At 61.4% G+C, this 17,453-nt stretch carries 16 protein-coding genes and 4 tRNA genes; 14 read left to right on the forward strand and 6 right to left on the reverse strand.

Annotated elements, in window-relative coordinates; translation table 11 throughout:
• Positions 1-109 precede the first annotated feature (109 nt).
• The gene (gene folD / locus ACFY68_RS20280) at positions 110-964 is read right to left on the reverse strand and encodes a bifunctional methylenetetrahydrofolate dehydrogenase/methenyltetrahydrofolate cyclohydrolase FolD (protein ID WP_346615781.1); all 855 of its coding nucleotides are present in this window, start codon (positions 962-964) and stop codon (positions 110-112) included.
• Positions 965-1,223: 259 nt separating this feature from the next.
• Between folD and ACFY68_RS20285 the strand changes: the two genes are divergently transcribed.
• The 4 genes from ACFY68_RS20285 (at position 1,224) to ACFY68_RS20300 (ending at position 1,667) form a co-directional block, all read left to right on the forward strand.
• Positions 1,224-1,300 (forward strand) — tRNA-Arg (locus tag ACFY68_RS20285).
• A 42-nt stretch (positions 1,301-1,342) separates the two neighbouring features.
• Positions 1,343-1,418: transfer RNA gene (locus ACFY68_RS20290), tRNA-His, on the forward strand.
• Between the two features lie 53 nt (positions 1,419-1,471).
• A tRNA-Leu gene (locus ACFY68_RS20295) sits at positions 1,472-1,556 on the forward strand.
• A gap of 35 nt (positions 1,557-1,591) precedes the next feature.
• Positions 1,592-1,667 (forward strand) — tRNA-His (locus ACFY68_RS20300).
• Positions 1,668-1,736: 69 nt separating this feature from the next.
• Here the strand turns inward: ACFY68_RS20300 and ACFY68_RS20305 are convergent.
• A complete protein-coding gene (locus ACFY68_RS20305; protein WP_387530926.1) occupies positions 1,737-2,276 on the reverse strand; it encodes a hypothetical protein in 540 nt (179 codons plus the stop codon).
• Between the two features lie 122 nt (positions 2,277-2,398).
• Between ACFY68_RS20305 and ACFY68_RS20310 the strand changes: the two genes are divergently transcribed.
• From ACFY68_RS20310 to ACFY68_RS20340, 7 genes are all read left to right on the forward strand, one after another.
• Positions 2,399-2,698 carry a DUF6388 family protein gene (locus tag ACFY68_RS20310; RefSeq protein ID WP_387530928.1) on the forward strand — a complete coding sequence of 100 codons (300 nt, stop codon included), beginning with the start codon at positions 2,399-2,401 and terminating at the stop codon, positions 2,696-2,698.
• Between the two features lie 246 nt (positions 2,699-2,944).
• Positions 2,945-4,258: a trigger factor gene (gene tig / locus ACFY68_RS20315; RefSeq protein WP_346615427.1), complete on the forward strand. Its 1,314-nt coding sequence runs from the start codon at positions 2,945-2,947 to the stop codon at positions 4,256-4,258.
• 90 nt (positions 4,259-4,348) lie between these two features.
• Positions 4,349-4,990, forward strand: a complete 642-nt coding sequence (clpP, locus tag ACFY68_RS20320) for an ATP-dependent Clp endopeptidase proteolytic subunit ClpP (protein ID WP_012271562.1) — start codon at positions 4,349-4,351, stop codon at positions 4,988-4,990.
• A gap of 108 nt (positions 4,991-5,098) precedes the next feature.
• Positions 5,099-6,382, forward strand: coding sequence for an ATP-dependent Clp protease ATP-binding subunit ClpX (gene clpX, locus ACFY68_RS20325; protein ID WP_346615428.1), 1,284 nt, complete (start codon positions 5,099-5,101; stop codon positions 6,380-6,382).
• A gap of 153 nt (positions 6,383-6,535) precedes the next feature.
• A complete protein-coding gene (lon, locus tag ACFY68_RS20330; RefSeq protein WP_387530932.1) occupies positions 6,536-8,932 on the forward strand; it encodes an endopeptidase La in 2,397 nt (798 codons plus the stop codon).
• A 152-nt stretch (positions 8,933-9,084) separates the two neighbouring features.
• Positions 9,085-9,357 carry an HU family DNA-binding protein gene (locus tag ACFY68_RS20335; protein WP_027593949.1) on the forward strand — a complete coding sequence of 91 codons (273 nt, stop codon included), beginning with the start codon at positions 9,085-9,087 and terminating at the stop codon, positions 9,355-9,357.
• A 183-nt stretch (positions 9,358-9,540) separates the two neighbouring features.
• Complete coding sequence (locus ACFY68_RS20340; RefSeq protein ID WP_387530936.1) at positions 9,541-11,412, forward strand: SurA N-terminal domain-containing protein; 1,872 nt, start codon at positions 9,541-9,543, stop codon at positions 11,410-11,412.
• Positions 11,413-11,479: 67 nt separating this feature from the next.
• Here the strand turns inward: ACFY68_RS20340 and ACFY68_RS20345 are convergent, their stop codons facing one another.
• The gene (locus ACFY68_RS20345) at positions 11,480-12,520 is read right to left on the reverse strand and encodes a patatin-like phospholipase family protein (RefSeq protein WP_346615431.1); all 1,041 of its coding nucleotides are present in this window, start codon (positions 12,518-12,520) and stop codon (positions 11,480-11,482) included.
• A 155-nt stretch (positions 12,521-12,675) separates the two neighbouring features.
• Here ACFY68_RS20345 and ACFY68_RS20350 point away from each other — a divergent pair, with 155 nt between their 5' ends.
• From ACFY68_RS20350 to ACFY68_RS20360, 3 genes are all read left to right on the forward strand, one after another.
• Entirely contained in the window at positions 12,676-12,954 is a 279-nt protein-coding gene (locus ACFY68_RS20350; protein ID WP_346615432.1) for a hypothetical protein, read from the forward strand.
• Between the two features lie 14 nt (positions 12,955-12,968).
• Entirely contained in the window at positions 12,969-13,748 is a 780-nt protein-coding gene (locus ACFY68_RS20355; RefSeq protein WP_387530940.1) for a CHAD domain-containing protein, read from the forward strand.
• Between the two features lie 70 nt (positions 13,749-13,818).
• Positions 13,819-14,616, forward strand: a complete 798-nt coding sequence (locus ACFY68_RS20360; protein ID WP_387530943.1) for an acyl-CoA thioesterase — start codon at positions 13,819-13,821, stop codon at positions 14,614-14,616.
• Here ACFY68_RS20360 and ACFY68_RS20365 read toward each other — a convergent pair.
• The 3 genes from ACFY68_RS20365 to ACFY68_RS20375 all read right to left on the reverse strand — a co-directional run bounded on the left by ACFY68_RS20365 (position 14,613) and on the right by ACFY68_RS20375 (position 17,448).
• Positions 14,613-14,981 (reverse strand): Mpo1-like protein, encoded by a 369-nt coding sequence (locus ACFY68_RS20365; RefSeq protein ID WP_387530946.1) that lies wholly within the window; start codon positions 14,979-14,981, stop codon positions 14,613-14,615. The genes ACFY68_RS20360 and ACFY68_RS20365 overlap by 4 nt on opposite strands.
• A gap of 75 nt (positions 14,982-15,056) precedes the next feature.
• Positions 15,057-16,535 (reverse strand): methyl-accepting chemotaxis protein, encoded by a 1,479-nt coding sequence (locus tag ACFY68_RS20370; RefSeq protein WP_387530949.1) that lies wholly within the window; start codon positions 16,533-16,535, stop codon positions 15,057-15,059.
• Between the two features lie 115 nt (positions 16,536-16,650).
• On the reverse strand, positions 16,651-17,448 hold the full coding sequence (locus tag ACFY68_RS20375) for a TatD family hydrolase (protein WP_387530952.1): 798 nt from the start codon (positions 17,446-17,448) through the stop codon (positions 16,651-16,653).
• Positions 17,449-17,453 lie beyond the last annotated feature (5 nt).

Consider the following 17,453-nt stretch of genomic DNA (forward strand, 5'->3'; position numbering starts at 1 on the left):
GAACCTGTAGGAGCTTGCTTGCCGGCGATAGGGCCAGTACGGCCACCCGATAACGTTCAGGCAAAAAAAACGGCACCTGCCAGAGGTGCCGTTTTCATGTCACTGCTACTTACTTATGCAGCTCTTCGGCCGCGTACAGCGTGTTTTCCAGCAGGCACGCTCGTGTCATCGGGCCGACACCACCCGGCACCGGGGTGATCCAGCCGGCGCGGGGCAGGGCGGTCTCGTAGACCACATCGCCGACCAGCTTGCCGTCGTCCTGGCGGTTGATGCCGACGTCGATGACGATGGCGCCTTCCTTGACCCACTCACCCTTGACCAGGCCCGGCTTGCCGGCAGCCACCACCACCAGGTCGGCACGGCCGACGTGGCCAGCGAGGTCCTTGGTGAAGCGGTGGCAGACGGTCACGGTGCAGCCAGCCAGCAGCAGTTCCATGGCCATCGGGCGGCCAACGATGTTGGATGCGCCGACAATCACCGCGTCCATGCCATACAGGTCCTGGCCGGTGCTTTCCAGCAGGGCCATGATACCTTTCGGGGTGCACGGGCGCAGCAGCGGGATGCGCTGGGCCAGGCGGCCGATGTTGTACGGGTGGAAGCCGTCGACGTCCTTGTCCGGGCGGATGCGCTCGAGCAGCAGCGATGCATCCAGATGCGCCGGCAGCGGCAGTTGCAGCAGGATGCCGTCCACGGCCGGGTCGTCGTTCAGGCGGTCGATCAGCTCGGTGAGGGCTTGCTGCGTGGTTTCGCTGGGCAGGTCGAACGCCTGCGAAATGAAGCCGACCTCTTCGCAGTCCTTGCGCTTGTGCGAGACATAGACTTGGGAGGCGGGGTCGGTGCCGACCAGGATCACTGCCAGGCCAGGCGTGCGCAGGCCTTGCTGGCGACGCTCCTCGACACGTTGAGCGATCTGCTTGCGCAGGTTGGCGGCGATCGCCTTGCCATCGATTAGGTGTGCAGTCATAGACGCGTGATTAACCATCGAGAAAGGAACAATAAAGAGGGCGCATTCTCGCACGACATGGCCCGAGGGCAAAGGCGGGTGGTCGGGCAAATCCTCTAACCCCTTAAATATTTTGAGTTTTTTAGAAAAAGGTGTTGACGGTTTTCTAGCTCGTCTATAAGATTCGCCGCACTTGTCGGGCACAGCCTAGCACTGGTTGGCGAGGTCGGGCAGAATGAGTGGTTTGTTTGCTGCTCGTTCGGTTAGGCTTCACGCTTAAGCGCCCGTAGCTCAGCTGGATAGAGCATCCGCCTTCTAAGCGGATGGTCGCAGGTTCGAGTCCTGCCGGGTGCGCCATTAGGCAGCTTGGGCAAGCAAGTAAGTCTGTAAAGCGATATGGTGGGCGTAGCTCAGTTGGTAGAGCGCCGGATTGTGATTCCGGTTGTCGTGGGTTCGATTCCCATCGTCCACCCCATATTTTGCGAAGGCGCCTCGATGTAGATCTGGCGCCTTTGTTTTAAGCGTTACGCGGACGTGGTGAAATTGGTAGACACACTGGATTTAGGTTCCAGCGGCGCAAGCTGTAAGAGTTCGAGTCTCTTCGTCCGCACCATGCTTCTGTAAGCTGTACCGCAACACTGCACTATGGTGGGCGTAGCTCAGTTGGTAGAGCGCCGGATTGTGATTCCGGTTGTCGTGGGTTCGATTCCCATCGTCCACCCCATATTTTTAAAGGCGCCTTGATTGTAAAATCGGGCGCCTTTGTTTTTTTTGCGTTGTGCTGGCTGTTTGTTTATTTAGCTTGTGAGAGAAAGCCGCTGATTGCGGCTTTTTTGGTTTTTGGTTTTTGGTTTTTTGGGGTGCATGGCTTGGGTTGTGCGGTGATGCGCAGATCGAGCGCCGCCCGCGCGGCGCTTCGCGAAGCGCCCGCCTTGGGGTCTTTAGTGCCTTTGAGATCGAGCGCCGCCCGCGCGGCGCTTCGCGGGGCAAGCCCGCTCCCACATTTGTTGCAACGTGCCATGGCCTGATAGGCATAGTTGTCAGCCTTGTTGGCATGACGCGATGTTTCGGCTGGCGCTGCCGCCGCCCCGTCTGTCTTCAGCCATGCGCCAAGGCGGACAACCATGGCCTGACTGGAACGGCACGTTGCAACAAATGTGGGAGCGGCGGTGCGGCGATCCGACTTGCCCCGCGAAGCGCCGCGCGGGCGGCGCTCGATCTCAAGGGCGCTGAAGATTCCAAGGCAAGCGATCCGCGAAGCGCCGCGCGGGCGGCGCTCGATCTCAAGGGCGCTGAAGATCCCAAGGCAAGCGCTTCGCACCTCAAAACTCAAGGCGTACGCCCACAAAAAACATCGCGCAACCCCCTTGTAATCCTCTGGTGACACCCCAATAAAAGCTGATAGATTTCAGCCGGTTGAAACACCGACTGACAGGTCGGTAGAGGAATAGCCCGATGATTGCAAAAGAAGCCCGCCAGGCCCTGGCGCTGCAGCGCTTCGCCGATGCCAACCCGCAACTGCTCGAAGAGATCAGTGAGCTGGATGCGCGCGAGCAGGCTCAGCAGATCCAGTGGGCGTTCGAGGATGCCGCCGACGAGCAGGGCCTGCAGCCTTGGGAGCTGGCGCTGCAACTGATCGCTGAAACCCCCGAGCAGCTGCAAGCCATGCGCCTGGAGACCCACCGCGAAGTGGCCGAGGCGTTGGGCATGGAGTGGGAAGAGTACTGCCAGTTCAACGAGATCGACCCGCAATAAGGGCGTTTTCACACGCTGCAGTTGTTTGACAAGGTATTTCGGTTGCGCGCCGCCGACGGCGTTGCGCAGCCTACTTATATAAAGAGGCCCGGCGGCAAGCCGTGCGGGCCTTGCAAGCTAATCGACCGGCGTGGTTTCCCGTCGTCCCGAGTGGGGTGACTTCTGGTGCGTGACTCACTAGAATGCTTGCCCTTGATTCTGGAGTCGGGCTATCGCCGGCTAACGTCTGTGCAACGAGGAATATCCATGCAAGTTTCTGTTGAAAACACTTCCGCTCTCGAGCGCCGCATGACCATCGCCGTTCCGGCCGAGCGCGTCGAGAACGAAGTCAACAAGCGTCTGCAGCAGACTGCCAAGCGCGCCAAAGTCGCGGGCTTCCGCCCAGGCAAAGTGCCGATGAGCGTGATCCGTCAGCGTTTCGAAGCCGATGCTCGCCAAGAGGCCTTCGGTGACCTGGTCCAGGCTTCCTTCTACGAAGCCATCGTCGAGCAGAAGCTGAACCCGGCTGGCGCTCCGGCCGTTGAGCCGAAGTCCTTCGAGAAGGGCAAGGACCTGGAATTCGTCGCCATCTTCGAAGTGTTCCCGGAGTTCGCTGTTTCCGGCCTGGAGTCGATCAACGTCGAGCGCCTGAGCGCCGAAGTGGCTGACGCCGACCTGGACAACATGCTGGAAGTGCTGCGCAAGCAGAACGTCCGCTTCGAGGCCGTCGAGCGCGCTGCCGAGAAAGACGACCAGGTCAACATCGACTTCGTCGGCAAGATCGACGGTGAAGCCTTCGCCGGTGGTTCGGCCCAGGGCACCCAGCTGGTACTGGGTTCCGGCCGCATGATCCCGGGCTTCGAAGACGGCCTGGTTGGCGCCAAGGCAGGCGAAGAGCGCGTTGTCAACGTGACCTTCCCTGAGGACTACCAGAACCTGGACCTGGCTGGCAAAGCCGCCGAGTTCACCATCACCGTCAACAGCGTTTCGGCCCCTGTGCTGCCAGAGCTGAACGAAGAATTCTTCGCCCAGTTCGGCATCAAGGAATCGACCCTGGAAGGCTTCCGCACCGAAGTTCGCAAGAACATGGAGCGTGAGCTGCGTCAGGCGATCAAGACCAAGGTGAAAAACCAGGTCATGGACGGTCTGCTGGCCGCCAACCCGATCGAAGTACCGAAAGCCCTGCTGGAAAACGAAGTCAACCGCCTGCGCGTCCAGGCTGTTCAGCAGTTCGGTGGCAACATCAAGCCTGAGCAACTGCCGGCCGAGCTGTTCGAAGAGCAAGCCAAGCGCCGTGTGGTGCTGGGCCTGATCGTCGCCGAAGTGGTCAAGCAGTACGACCTGAAGCCGGACGAAGGCAAGGTTCGCGAAATGATCGAAGAAATGGCCTCGGCTTACCAAGAGCCTGAGCAGGTCATCTCCTGGTACTACAAAAACGACCAGCAACTGAACGAAGTGCGTTCGGTTGTGCTGGAAGAGCAAGTTGTAGATACTGTTCTGCAGAAAGCGACTGTGACCGACAAGTCGGTCTCGTACGAAGAAGCCGTAAAACCAGTACAGGCTCCTGCCGAAGCTGAGTAATACGGTTCTCTCGTAGGAAACCCCACAAGCCAGCCTTCGCGCTGGCTTGTGCGTATTCAAGCCATGACTATTTGGGAGTGAGCGCAGGACATGTCCCGCAATTCTTATATTCAGCAGAGCTCTGACATCCAGGCCGCAGGCGGCCTGGTCCCGATGGTTATCGAGCAGTCCGCCCGCGGCGAACGCGCCTATGACATCTACTCGCGCTTGTTGAAGGAGCGAGTGATCTTCCTGGTGGGCCCTGTAGAAGACTACATGGCCAACCTGGTAGTGGCGCAGATGCTGTTCCTCGAGGCGGAAAACCCGGACAAGGATATCCATCTTTACATCAACTCCCCAGGCGGTTCGGTGACGGCCGGCATGTCGATCTACGACACCATGCAGTTCATCAAGCCGGACGTGTCGACCATCTGCATCGGCCAGGCCTGCAGCATGGGTGCCTTCCTGTTGACCGCGGGTGCCAAGGGCAAGCGTCACTGCCTGCCGAACTCGCGCGTCATGATCCACCAGCCGCTCGGCGGCTTCCAGGGTCAGGCCACCGACATCCAGATCCACGCCCAGGAAATTCTCAGCATCAAGGCGCGTTTGAACGAGCTGCTGGCCTACCACACCGGCCAGGATCTCGAGACCATCCAGCGTGATACTGAGCGTGACAACTTCATGAGCGCCTCGCGCGCGGCCGAGTATGGCCTCATCGACTCGGTATACGACAAGCGGCAACTGGCCTCCTGAACCCAGGTGTCAGAGCAGGTAGGCGTCGAAAGCGCCTACCTGCGGACTTGAAAAAGCCCGCAATTGCCTTCATCTTGTGTTGCAAGCCTACCGGATTGGATCGATCGAATGACTGACACCCGTAACGGCGAGGACAGCGGCAAATTGCTTTATTGCTCCTTCTGCGGCAAAAGCCAGCACGAAGTGCGCAAACTGATTGCCGGGCCCTCGGTATTTATCTGCGACGAGTGCGTCGACCTGTGCAACGACATCATCCGTGAGGAGGTGCAGGAAGCCCAGGCCGAAAGCAGCGCGCACAAATTGCCTTCGCCGAAAGAAATCAGCGGCATCCTGGACCAGTACGTGATTGGTCAGGAGCGCGCGAAAAAGGTGCTGGCCGTAGCGGTGTACAACCACTACAAGCGCCTGAATCAGCGTGACAAGAAGGGTGACGAGGTCGAACTCGGCAAGAGCAACATTCTGCTCATCGGGCCAACTGGCTCGGGCAAGACCCTGCTCGCCGAAACCCTTGCACGCCTGTTGAACGTGCCGTTCACCATTGCTGACGCCACCACCCTGACCGAAGCCGGTTACGTGGGTGAGGACGTCGAGAACATCATTCAGAAACTGCTGCAGAAGTGCGACTACGACGTGGAGAAGGCCCAGATGGGCATCGTCTACATCGACGAGATCGACAAGATCTCGCGCAAGTCGGACAACCCGTCCATCACTCGTGACGTTTCGGGCGAAGGCGTGCAGCAGGCGTTGTTGAAGCTGATCGAAGGCACCGTGGCCTCCGTTCCGCCGCAAGGGGGCCGCAAGCACCCGCAACAGGAGTTCCTGCAGGTTGATACCCGCAATATCCTGTTCATCTGCGGTGGCGCCTTCTCGGGCCTGGAAAAGGTCATCCAGAACCGCTCCACCAAAGGTGGCATCGGTTTTGGCGCCGAAGTACGCAGCAAGGAAGAGGGCAAGAAGGTCGGTGAATCGCTGCGTGAAGTCGAGCCGGACGATTTGGTCAAGTTTGGCCTGATCCCTGAGTTCGTCGGCCGTCTGCCGGTTCTGGCGACCCTCGACGAGCTGGATGAGGCTGCATTGATGCAGATCCTCACCGAGCCGAAGAACGCCCTGACCAAGCAGTACGCCAAGCTGTTCGAGATGGAAAGCGTCGACCTCGAGTTCCGTAGTGATGCGCTTAAGGCCGTTGCACGCAAGGCCCTGGAACGCAAAACCGGCGCCCGTGGCCTGCGTTCGATCCTCGAAGGCGTGCTGCTCGACACCATGTATGAGATTCCTTCGCAGAAGGATGTCAGCAAGGTGGTGATCGATGAGAGCGTCATCGAAGGCACTTCACAGCCGCTGATGATCTACGAAAACAGCGAGCCGCAAGCCAAGGTCGCACCCGACGCCTGAGTCGGCTGTTGCCAGCAAGCAAGAAAGGGGCCTACGGGCCCCTTTCTGCTTTTCCTATGCAAGCGCTTGTAATTTCCCAAGCGTGCCCCCACATTAGGTCCAAGCAATATTTCCACCGGTTTCCGGCCATAAGGCCGCTGTAGAGGCGAAATCATGAAGACCACCCTCGACTTGCCTCTTTTGCCATTGCGCGATGTCGTCGTTTATCCGCACATGGTCATCCCGCTGTTTGTGGGGCGTGAGAAGTCCATCGAGGCCCTTGAGGCTGCGATGACTGGCGAGAAGCAGATCCTTCTGCTGGCCCAGAAGAACCCTGCCGACGATGATCCGGGCGAAGACGCCCTGTATCGCGTCGGTACCGTTGCAACCGTGCTGCAACTGCTGAAGCTGCCGGATGGCACCGTCAAGGTGCTGGTCGAGGGCGAGCAGCGTGGCGCCGTTGAACGCTTTACCGAAGTAGAAGGGCACATCCGTGCCGAAGTTTCCCTGATCGACGAAACCGACGCCGCCGAACGCGAGTCTGAAGTCTTCGTGCGCACGCTGCTGTCGCAGTTCGAGCAATACGTGCAGCTGGGCAAGAAAGTGCCCGCCGAAGTGCTGTCGTCGCTCAACAGCATCGAAGAGCCTGGGCGCCTGGTCGACACCATGGCCGCGCACATGGCGCTGAAGATCGAGCAGAAGCAGGAAATTCTCGAGATCGTCGACCTGTCGACCCGTGTCGAGCACGTACTGGCCATGCTGGATGCCGAGATCGACCTGTTGCAGGTCGAGAAACGTATCCGTGGTCGGGTCAAGAAGCAGATGGAGCGCAGCCAGCGCGAGTACTACCTGAATGAGCAGATGAAGGCCATTCAGAAAGAGCTCGGCGATGGCGACGAAGGCCACAACGAAGTCGAAGAGCTGAAAAAGCGCATCGAAGCCGCTGGCCTGCCGAAAGACGCCCTGGCCAAGGCCCAGGCCGAGCTGAACAAGCTCAAGCAGATGTCGCCGATGTCGGCCGAGGCCACCGTGGTACGGTCCTACCTCGACTGGCTGGTGCAGGTGCCGTGGAAGGCCCAGAGCAAGGTGCGCCTGGACCTGACCAAGGCCGAGGAAATCCTCGATGCCGACCACTATGGCCTGGAAGAGGTCAAGGAGCGGATCCTCGAGTACCTCGCCGTGCAGAAGCGCGTGAAGAAGATCCGTGGCCCGGTGCTGTGCCTGGTTGGCCCGCCTGGCGTGGGCAAGACCTCGCTGGCCGAGTCGATCGCTGCCGCGACCAACCGCAAGTTCGTGCGCATGGCCTTGGGCGGCGTGCGTGACGAGGCCGAGATCCGTGGCCACCGCCGGACCTACATCGGTTCGATGCCTGGCCGTCTGATCCAGAAAATGACCAAGGTGGGTGTGCGCAACCCGCTGTTCCTGCTCGACGAGATCGACAAGATGGGCAGCGACATGCGTGGCGACCCCGCCTCGGCGCTGCTGGAAGTGCTCGACCCCGAGCAAAACCACAACTTCAACGACCACTACCTGGAAGTCGACTACGACCTCTCGGACGTGATGTTCCTGTGCACCTCGAACTCGATGAACATCCCGCCGGCGCTGCTTGACCGCATGGAAGTCATCCGCCTGCCGGGCTACACCGAGGACGAGAAGATCAACATTGCGGTCAAGTACCTGGTGCCCAAGCAGGTCAAGGCCAACGGGCTGAAGAAGGAAGAGCTGGAGGTCGACGTCTCGGCGATTCGCGACATCATCCGTTACTACACCCGCGAAGCCGGTGTCCGAGGGCTCGAGCGGCAGATTGCCAAGGTCTGCCGCAAGGTGGTCAAGGAACATGCCGGGCAGAAGCAGGTCAAGGTCAAGGTTGCCAGTGAGCAGCTCGAACACCTGCTGGGCGTGCGCAAGTTCCGCTACGGCCTGGCCGAGCAGCAGGACCAGATCGGCCAGGTTACCGGCTTGGCATGGACCCAGGTGGGCGGCGAATTGCTGACCATCGAGTCGGTGGTCATCCCAGGCAAGGGCCAGCTGATCAAGACCGGCTCGCTGGGTGACGTGATGGTCGAATCCATCACTGCCGCGCAGACCGTGGTCCGTAGCCGTGCCCGCAGCCTTGGGATTGCCGCCGACTTCCACGAGAAACACGACGTGCACATCCACATGCCCGAGGGCGCCACGCCGAAGGACGGCCCGAGCGCCGGTATCGGCATGTGCACCGCGCTGGTGTCCGCGCTGACGCAGATTCCGGTACGTGCCGACGTGGCCATGACCGGCGAAATCACCCTGCGTGGCCAGGTGTTGGCCATCGGCGGGTTGAAGGAAAAACTGCTGGCGGCACACCGTGGGGGGATCAAGACGGTGATCATTCCGGAGGAGAATGTTCGCGATCTGAAGGAGATTCCGGAAAATATCAAACAGGATCTTCAGATCAAACCGGTCAAATGGATTGACGAAGTCCTGCAAATTGCGCTGCAATACGCCCCGGAGCCCTTGCCAGATGTGGCTCCCGAGATTGTCGCGAAAGATGAAAAGCGCGACGGCGATGCTAAGGAACGAATTAGCACGCATTAGTAGTTTTTAGCTGGGGGGCTTTCCTTGACAGTTTTTTCGGGGCCTTGCTATAAAGCGGCACGCTATTGTCAACAAGCCACCCAGCGCACGTTTCATAAGCTTTTCATTACATACTTAGAAACAAACTCAAATAGAGAAAAAGGGGACTTAGAGTGAACAAGTCGGAACTGATTGACGCTATCGCTGCATCGGCTGACATTTCCAAAGCTACCGCAGGTAAGGCTCTGGATGCTGTGATCGACTCCGTAACTGGTGCCCTGAAAGCAGGCGACGACGTCGTTCTGGTTGGCTTCGGGACCTTCTCGGTCAAAGAGCGCGCTGAGCGCACCGGCCGTAACCCGCAAACGGGTAACGCAATCAAGATCGCTGCCGCCAAGGTTCCAGGTTTCAAGGCTGGCAAAGGCCTGAAAGACGCCGTCAACTAAGTCGTCTCTTTCAGCCGGACCGGGCCTTGCCAGGTTCGAGCACGCAGAAGGCGGGTCGCAAACGTTCCCGCCTGACACGTTTGCTAAGAAAAGGCGCATCCTCGGATGCGCCTTTCTTTTATCAGGATTCTACCCACGCTCCGCGGTTGTCGACGCAGTGGTACAGCCGTTTCTGGGGGACGCATGCTGCAAAATATCAGGGACAATTCACAAGGTTGGATTGCCAAGACCATCATCGGCCTCATCGTTGTGTTGATGGCGTTGACCGGCTTCGAGGCCATTTTCCAGGCCGCCACCCATAGCCAGGACGCCGCCAAGGTAAACGGCCAGACCATCAGCCAGAACGAGCTGAGCCAGGCGACCGACATGCAGCGTCGCCAGTTGATGCAACAACTGGGCAAAGATTTCGACCCGGCGCTGCTGGACGAAAAACTGCTGCGCGACGCCGCGCTCAAAGGGCTGATCGACCGCAAGCTGCTGCTGCAGGGTGCCGAAGACGCCAAGTTCGCCTTCTCCGAGGCCGCGCTGGATCAAGTGATCCTGCAAACCCCGGAATTCCAGGTTGATGGCAAGTTCAACGCCGACCGTTTCGACCAGGTCATCCGCCAGATGGGCTATGGCCGTATGCAGTTCCGCGAGATGCTCGCCGAAGAAATGCTGATCGGCCAGGTGCGCACCGGTATTGCCGGCAGCAGCTTCGTCACCGACAAGCAGGTAGACGCCTTTGCCCGCCTGGAAAACCAGACCCGCGACTTCGCCTCGTTGACCTTCAAGGCCAACCCGGCGGCGGTCAAGGTCAGCGATGACGAGGTCAAGGCGCACTACGAGCAGCACGCCAAGGAGTTCATGACCCCTGATCAAGTGGTCATCGATTACGTCGAGCTGAAGAAGTCGGCGTTCTTCGACCAGGTCAAGGTCACCGACGACGAGCTCAAGGCGCAGTACGAAAAAGACATCGCCAACCTTGCCGAGCAGCGCCATGCCGCGCACATCCTCATCGAGGTCAACGACAAGGTCAGCGATGCCCAGGCCAAAGCCCGCGTCGAAGAAGTCGAGCAGCGTCTGGCCAAGGGTGAAGACTTCGCCAAGCTGGCGAAAGAGTTCTCCCAGGACCCAGGTTCCGCCAACACCGGCGGTGACCTCGGCTTCGCCGGCCCTGGGGTGTATGACCCAGCCTTCGAAGAGGCCCTTTACAAGCTCGACGATGGCCAGGTCTCGGCCCCGGTACGTACCGAGTTCGGTTACCACCTGATCAAGCTGCTGGGCAAGCAGGCGCCTGAAGTGCCGAGCTTTGCCAGCTTGAAGGACAAGCTCACGCGTGACCTGAAGACTCCACTGGTCGAGCAGCGTTACGTCGATGCCAGCAAGCAGCTGCAGGATGCCGCCTACGAGGCTGCCGACCTGGCCCAGCCGGCCCAGGACCTGAACCTCAAGGTGCATACCTCGGCGCCATTCGGCCGTGAAGGTGGCGAAGGTATCACTGCCAACCGTGCGGTGATCCAGGCTGCGTTCTCCGAGGAAGTGCTGGAGGAGGCTGCCAACAGCACCGCCATCGAGCTGGACCCGGAAACCACCGTGGTGCTGCGCGTCAAGGAGCATCGCAAGCCTGAGCAGATGCCGCTGGAAGCCGTGGCCAAGAACATCAGCGAACACCTGGCCAAGGAGAAGGCGACTGCCGAACTCAAGACCAAGGCGGACAAGCTGATCGCTGGCCTGAAAGACGGCTCGATCGCCGCCGGCACCGCCCACGACGGGCAGAGCTGGAAGGCCTACGAGGCAGTCACCCGCGGCCAGGACGGTATCGACCCGGCCGAGCTGCAGGCGCTGTTCCGCCTCGCCAAGCCAGAAGCCAAGGACAAGCCGGAATACGGCAGTGTCGTCCTGGCTGATGGCAGCCTGGTTGTGCTGCAGCTCAAGGGCGTCAACGAAGGCGCCGCCGCTAGCGACGAAGAGAAGCAGCAGATTCGCCGCTACCTCGCTTCGCGCGCTGGCCAGCAGGACTTCGCGGCGTACCGCAAGCAGCTGGAAGGCAGTGCAGACATCACTCGCTACTGAGTGGATGCCGTGTAACGAAACAGGCCGCGTAATGCGGCCTGTTTCGTTTGTGGTGTCAGAACCAACGCTAGCGCTTTTCCCCCTCGTAGTTATCCAGCGTATCCCGCGCAATCTCCCTGCCCAGCGCAATCAGCTCCGGCGCTTTGTAGAACTCGAAGAATCGGCATACCCGCTTGGGTACGTTGATCAGCACATCCGGTGGATATCCGGCGATCTTGTACTGCGCCAGCGAGGTCTGCATCACCTCGAAGCTCTGGTTGATCAGGTCAAGCAGTGATGCGGGCCCAACGTTGTCAATGATGAATGACCCGGTTGCCGACTTGGGCGCGCCTTCGCTCTCCGGTGCCGCCGCCGGTTGCTGTGCTTCCGGGGAGGCTGCATCGGCCAGCCAGGGGTTGGGCGGTACCAAGCCTTCGGCGGTAATTTCCTGCTCAATGCGCATTAGCTCTTCGGCCGGCTTGCGCCGGAACGGCAGGTGCGAGCCCAGCGAACTGAGCAGCGAGTCAAAGCGCATCTTGAACGCTGCCGGCCGTTCGATCACCGGCAACTGGTACTGCTTCTGGTTGGTGGAGTTGAGGTTCACCGCGATGATCATGTCGCAGTGGCTCGACACCACCGGCACGATCGGCAGTGGGTTGAGGATGCCGCCGTCGACCAGCATGCGGTTGCCCTGCATCACCGGCGTGAACAGGCTGGGAATGGCTGCCGAGGCGCGCATGGCCTGGTGCAGGCAGCCTTCCTGAAACCAGATTTCCTGCTGGTGGGTCAGGTCGGTGGCCACGGCCGTATAGGGGATGCGCAGTTGCTCGATGTTGATTTCGCCAACGATCTTGCGGATCTGCCCGAACACCTTGTCGCCGCGGATGGCGCCAAGGCGGAAGCTGACGTCGACCAGGCGCAGCACATCCAGGTAATCCAGGCTTTCGATCCAGTTGCGGTATTCGTCCAGCTTGCCCGCTGCGTAGATTCCCCCGATTACCGCGCCCATGGAGCAGCCGGCGATGCAGGCAATGTCGTAGCCGCGCCGTTCGATTTCTTCGATCACGCCGATATGGGCATAACCCCGAGCGCCCCCCGATCCCAACACCAGTGCTACACGTTTGCTCATGATCATCCCCGGGCCTTTGCAACAATGGTCCTACAATGCACCGAGCGCCGCCTGTGCTTCAATGTAGACTCTAGGCAAAACACGCCGAGCGCGGCACTTTTCAGGTGCCCGGGCGTCGAACAGCCACTCTATTTCAACCTGTTGAGGTACCACCGATGAAAGCCTGGATCTGCCTTCCTCTGATTGCCCTGGCCCTTGCTGGCTGTGCGGGCAAGACGGCCTACCGTGACAGCTGCGCGACGCAGCTGGATGCCGCCTGGAAGGAGCTCGACCTGGCCAAGGCAGAAGGGTTTGCCGGTACTGTCAGCTATTCCAAGGCCTTGTCGCTGCTGACCGGGGCCAAGACCCAGCAGCAGTTCGAGGGCTTTGAAGGTTGCAGCAAGAAAGCCGAAAAGGCGCGTTTCTACATTCGTGAGTCGCGCGCCGGGCGCTGACCAAGGAGCGCTGTATGTCTGCCATGCTCGACCATGTGGTTGCCCAGGTACTGGCCTTGCAGGTGCGCCTGTTGGCGTGTCGCGAGCGCCTGGCTGCCGATACCGACAGCGAGGCGCTGCACGACCTGCGCATAGGCGTGCGGCGGCTACGCAGCCTGCTGCGCCCGCTTGCGGGTTTGCCTGGGGTAGAGCAGCTGGAGGCCGCTGCAAAGGCGCTTGGCACGCTGACCACGCCGTTGCGTGACCGCGAGGTGCTGGCGGGCGAGCTGCTGCGTCGGGGCTTGGCAGATGCCGGGCAACGGCGCCTGCAGGGGCGCACTGCAACGTTCGCCAGCGTCGCCGCCAGCCCGCAACTGGGCCGCGTACTGTCTATTCTCGATGCGTTCCCGTTGTTTCTGCGTGCAGCGGGGCGTGAGGGGCTGGCCAAGGCGCTGGGCAAGCGCGTCGACAAGCGCCTGGTCAAGCAGTGGCGCAAGTTGCATGAAGCCTTGCAGGACCCCGCCCATGACCGTCATCGCCTGCGCTTGCTGATCAAGCGCGTGCGCTACGGCGACCAGGCCTATCCCCAGCTTGACCATGCCGGCAAGCGGCTGCAGGGCTTGCTGAAGAAAGCCCAGGGCGACCTGGGTGTCTGGCATGACCACCTGCAGTGGTTGCTGCAGGCTCAAGCGCAGGCGGACCTTGCGCCCTGCAAGGTGGATTGGGAGCAGGAGCTGCACGAAGCCGAACGCACCGCCGACGGTACGCTGGATGCCTTGCTGGCTGCGCTTGAGCGGCGCAAGCCCGGCAAATGACCGATATGCGGGCTGATCGAGAGCAGTTTGCTGGATAGTATGGGCTGACACCTTACGCAGGAGCCGGCCCATGAATTTCAACCAACTGCTCGACGCCGTGCGAGCAAACCCGGACGCGGTCAGCATCCCGGCCAATTGGGCCCAGGGGCGTGCTGCCTTCGGTGGCCTGATGGCTGCCATGGTCTACGAGGCCATGCGCCTGAAACTCTCCGATGACCGCCCAGTGCGTTCCCTGGCCATCAGTTTCGTCGCCCCGGCGGCGCCCGACGTGCCCACCCGTTTTGAAGTCGAGGTGCTGCGCGAGGGCAAAGCGGTCAGCACGCTGCTGGGCCGCGCTGTGCAGGATGGCCAGGTGGTGACGTTGGTGCAGGGCAATTTCGGAGCTGGCCGGGCATCGGTGGTGGATGTTCCGGCGGTGCCCGCCATGGAGATGAAGGCGCTAGAGGATGCTGCCCCGGAGCTGCCGTACATCAAGGGCATCACGCCGGAGTTCATGCGTCACGTCGCTTTGCGCTGGGCGGTTGGCGGGCTGCCGTTCAGCGGCAATCAATCACGGCACATGGGCGGCTGGGTGCGCTTGCGCGATGTTGCCGAGGAGCAGGTCAACGAAGCCCACTTGCTGGCCTTGGTGGACGCCTGGCCACCCAGCCTGATGCCTTACCTGAAGCAACCCGCGGCTGGCAGCACGCTGACCTGGACCATCGAATTCATCCAGCCGGTAGCGCGCCTTTCGACGCTGGACTGGTGCCGCTACTGCGTCGAGACCGAGCATGCCCGGGACGGCTACGGGCATGCAGCGGCCGCCCTGTGGACCGCAGAAGGAGCGTTGCTGGCCTTGAGCCGGCAGACGGTAACGGTGTTTGCCTAGCGACGATGCTTGTGCCGCTCCCGCCAGGCGCGCCACCAGGCACCACTGAGCACGAAGCGTGGGAAGGTGATGAATTGTTCGGCCAGCAGGCGCTGCATGGCGTCCTTGCGATTGGCGAACGGTTCTGGCTGCTCGGCCTCCAGGCGGTGGCCGTGGCGCTGCAGGCCTAACCCGGCGATCAAGGCAATGACGCCTACGGCGATCTGGCTCAGGTCCAGAGCGAACAGGCCTGACAGCACCAGCAGCGCGCCGAGGATGAACAGCGGCACGGCAATCAGGTGCAGCACCAGGTTGGTCGGGTGACGATGGTTGTGGTGGTAGCCGCGCCATTGCCAGGCGGGCAAGTTAGGCAGTCGTTTGCTCATGGGCATTTCCTCGCGGTCATGCCCAAAGCTTAGTGCGGCGCTGTGATCACAGCCAATCGAGGCTGGCTATGGTGACTATAGCTTGAGCTGGCCGATGGCTTTGTTCAGCTCGCCGGCCAGGGTCGCCAGTTCGCTGCTGGTGGTGGCAGAATCGACGGTCTGCTGCACGGTCTGCTCGGTGACATCGCGGATGCTCACCACGGCGCGGTTCATTTCTTCAGCCACTTGGCTCTGCTGCTCGGCGGCGACGGCAATTTGTGTGTTGCTTTCGCGCATCTGTGCCACGGCGCCGGTGATGTCTGCCAGGGCCACGCCGGCTTCCTGGGCCTGGCGCACGCAATCGTCCGCCTTGTAGGAGCTCTCCTGCATGAATTCCACCGCATCGCGGGTACCGGCCTGCAGGTCGGCTACCATGCCGGTGATCTCGTCGGTGGAGGCCTGCACGCGCTTGGCCAGGCTGCGTACCTCATCAGCAACCACGGCAAAGCCGCGGCCCAGGTCACCGGCGCGGGCGGCTTCGATGGCGGCATTGAGTGCCAGCAAGTTGGTCTGTTCGGCAATGCTGTGGATGACGTTGACCACACCATTGATCTTCTGGCTGTCTTCGGCCAGCTGGCGGATCATTTCGGCGGTCTGCTGCACGCCGCTGGACAGCCCGGCAATCGAGCCCTGCACCCGGTTGACTACCTCCTTGCCGCTGCCGGCGAGGGTGTCGGCGGTCTGCGACAGGTCGCGAGTGGCGCCGGCATGCTGGGCGATATGGTGCACGGTGGCGGACATCTGGTTGATCGCCGTGGCTGCCTGATCAGTCTCGCTCTGCTGGCCGAGCATGCCGTGGCGCACGTCGTTCATGCTCGTTGCCAGGCGCGCGGCGCCCGAGTCGAGCTGCGCGGCGGTACGTGCCACGGTGCTGACCACGCGGTGGTAGGTGCACTGCATGGCATTGAAGGCGCCGGCCATCTGGCCCACTTCGTCCCCGCAGGCCAACGGCACGCGTGCCGCAAGGTCACCGGTCTTTTCCACGTGCAGCATGACGTCCTTGAGGGTGTTGAGCTGGCTCAGCAGGAAGCGGATCAGCAACTGCGAGGCACACAGCATTGCCAGCATCAGCACCAGCACGCACACGGCGTAATTGACGAAGCGCTCGAAGAATACCTGGCGCACGCTCGGGGCCTGGGCAAGGACTGCCACCTGCTGGTCGCCATGGCGCAGTACCACGGCGCCGCGCAACGGGTTGTCGCCGAGGACCCAGGCGGCTGGCAAGGCTACCCAGCCTTGCGCATCCCGCAGGGCATCCAGGCTTTGGCCGGCAAAGCTCGGCGTCTGGCCGGGCTGCCAGGCGATCACGTTGGCTTGGCGGGGCAGGGCAGGCCCTGCGGGCCAGGCGCTCAACAGCTCGGCCTGGGAATGCGCCTGGGCCTGCGCGGCGTCGGCGCGGGCTCGCTGCTCCAGGTGCACGGCATAGAGCACCAGCATCAAAGTCGTGACAAAGGCCACCGCGTTGACGGCCCAGAATTTGTATTTCAGGGAAATATTGCTAAGCCAGGCACCCATGGGTAGGTCTTCTCTGAGTTGAGCGGAAACAGCATTGGCAAGGTGCCATCATTGTGCCCGCTCGCATCAGGGAGGTTTTGATGTGTATCAACAAATGGTTTATGTGCGGCGCCGCTCAGGGAAGCTGGAAGAACGCCTTGGCGGTAGCGGTGGTGTGCGCCGCGGTCAGTTCAACGCTTTCATTGCGGTGCAGCGCGACCTCGCGCAGCACCTCGGGCAGAAACGCTGGCTCGTTGCGCCCGCTCTTGGGTTTTGGCCGCAGGCTGCGTGGCAGCAGGTACGGGGCATCGCTTTCCAGCATCAGGCGCCCTTGTGCAATGTTGCCGACTAGCGGATGCAGGTGCATGCCGCGGCGCTCATCGCAAATCCAACCGGTGATACCAATGTGCAGGTCCATGTCCAGGTAGGCGAACAGCGCTTCGCGCTCGCCGGTAAAACAGTGCACCACGGCGGCCGGCAGGTGATCACGGTAACCCTTCAGAATCGCCAGCAAGCGCTCGCTGGCATCGCGCTCGTGCAGGAACACCGGCAGGCGCAACTCGGCAGCCAACGCAAGCTGGGCCTCCAGGGCTTTTTCCTGGAGTGGGCGAGGGGAGAAGTCACGGTTGAAGTCCAGGCCGCATTCGCCTACGGCGCGTACACGTTCTTCATTCAACAGCTGGCGCAGCTGCCGCTCGCTGTTTGCATCCCAGGCCTTGGCGTCGTGCGGGTGCACACCGGCGGTGGCGAACAGGTGCCCGCTGTCGGGGTCGAGCTGCTGGCACAGCTCCAGCGCCTGTTCGCTGACCGCAAGGTTGGTGCCGGTAAGGACCATCTGCACCACGCCAGCTTCGATGGCGCGCTCGACGATGGCTGCCTGCTGGTCGTGGAAACTGCTGTTGGTCAGGTTGACGCCGATATCGATCAGTTGCATGGTGC

The sequence above is a fragment of the Pseudomonas sp. NPDC012596 genome (genome assembly GCF_042902325.1).
GTDB lineage: Bacteria > Pseudomonadota > Gammaproteobacteria > Pseudomonadales > Pseudomonadaceae > Aquipseudomonas.

Coding starts and splice junctions, on each gene's coding strand:
- folD (WP_346615781.1), bottom strand. CDS start 964: ATGACTGCACACCTAATCGATGGCAAGGCGATCGCCGCCAACCTGCGC.
- ACFY68_RS20310 (WP_387530928.1), top strand. CDS start 2,399: ATGATTGCAAAAGAAGCCCGCCAGGCCCTGGCGCTGCAGCGCTTCGCC.
- tig (WP_346615427.1), top strand. CDS start 2,945: ATGCAAGTTTCTGTTGAAAACACTTCCGCTCTCGAGCGCCGCATGACC.
- clpP (WP_012271562.1), top strand. CDS start 4,349: ATGTCCCGCAATTCTTATATTCAGCAGAGCTCTGACATCCAGGCCGCA.
- clpX (WP_346615428.1), top strand. CDS start 5,099: ATGACTGACACCCGTAACGGCGAGGACAGCGGCAAATTGCTTTATTGC.
- lon (WP_387530932.1), top strand. CDS start 6,536: ATGAAGACCACCCTCGACTTGCCTCTTTTGCCATTGCGCGATGTCGTC.
- ACFY68_RS20340 (WP_387530936.1), top strand. CDS start 9,541: ATGCTGCAAAATATCAGGGACAATTCACAAGGTTGGATTGCCAAGACC.
- ACFY68_RS20345 (WP_346615431.1), bottom strand. CDS start 12,520: ATGAGCAAACGTGTAGCACTGGTGTTGGGATCGGGGGGCGCTCGGGGT.
- ACFY68_RS20350 (WP_346615432.1), top strand. CDS start 12,676: ATGAAAGCCTGGATCTGCCTTCCTCTGATTGCCCTGGCCCTTGCTGGC.
- ACFY68_RS20355 (WP_387530940.1), top strand. CDS start 12,969: ATGTCTGCCATGCTCGACCATGTGGTTGCCCAGGTACTGGCCTTGCAG.
- ACFY68_RS20360 (WP_387530943.1), top strand. CDS start 13,819: ATGAATTTCAACCAACTGCTCGACGCCGTGCGAGCAAACCCGGACGCG.
- ACFY68_RS20365 (WP_387530946.1), bottom strand. CDS start 14,981: ATGAGCAAACGACTGCCTAACTTGCCCGCCTGGCAATGGCGCGGCTAC.
- ACFY68_RS20370 (WP_387530949.1), bottom strand. CDS start 16,535: ATGGGTGCCTGGCTTAGCAATATTTCCCTGAAATACAAATTCTGGGCC.
- ACFY68_RS20375 (WP_387530952.1), bottom strand. CDS start 17,448: ATGCAACTGATCGATATCGGCGTCAACCTGACCAACAGCAGTTTCCAC.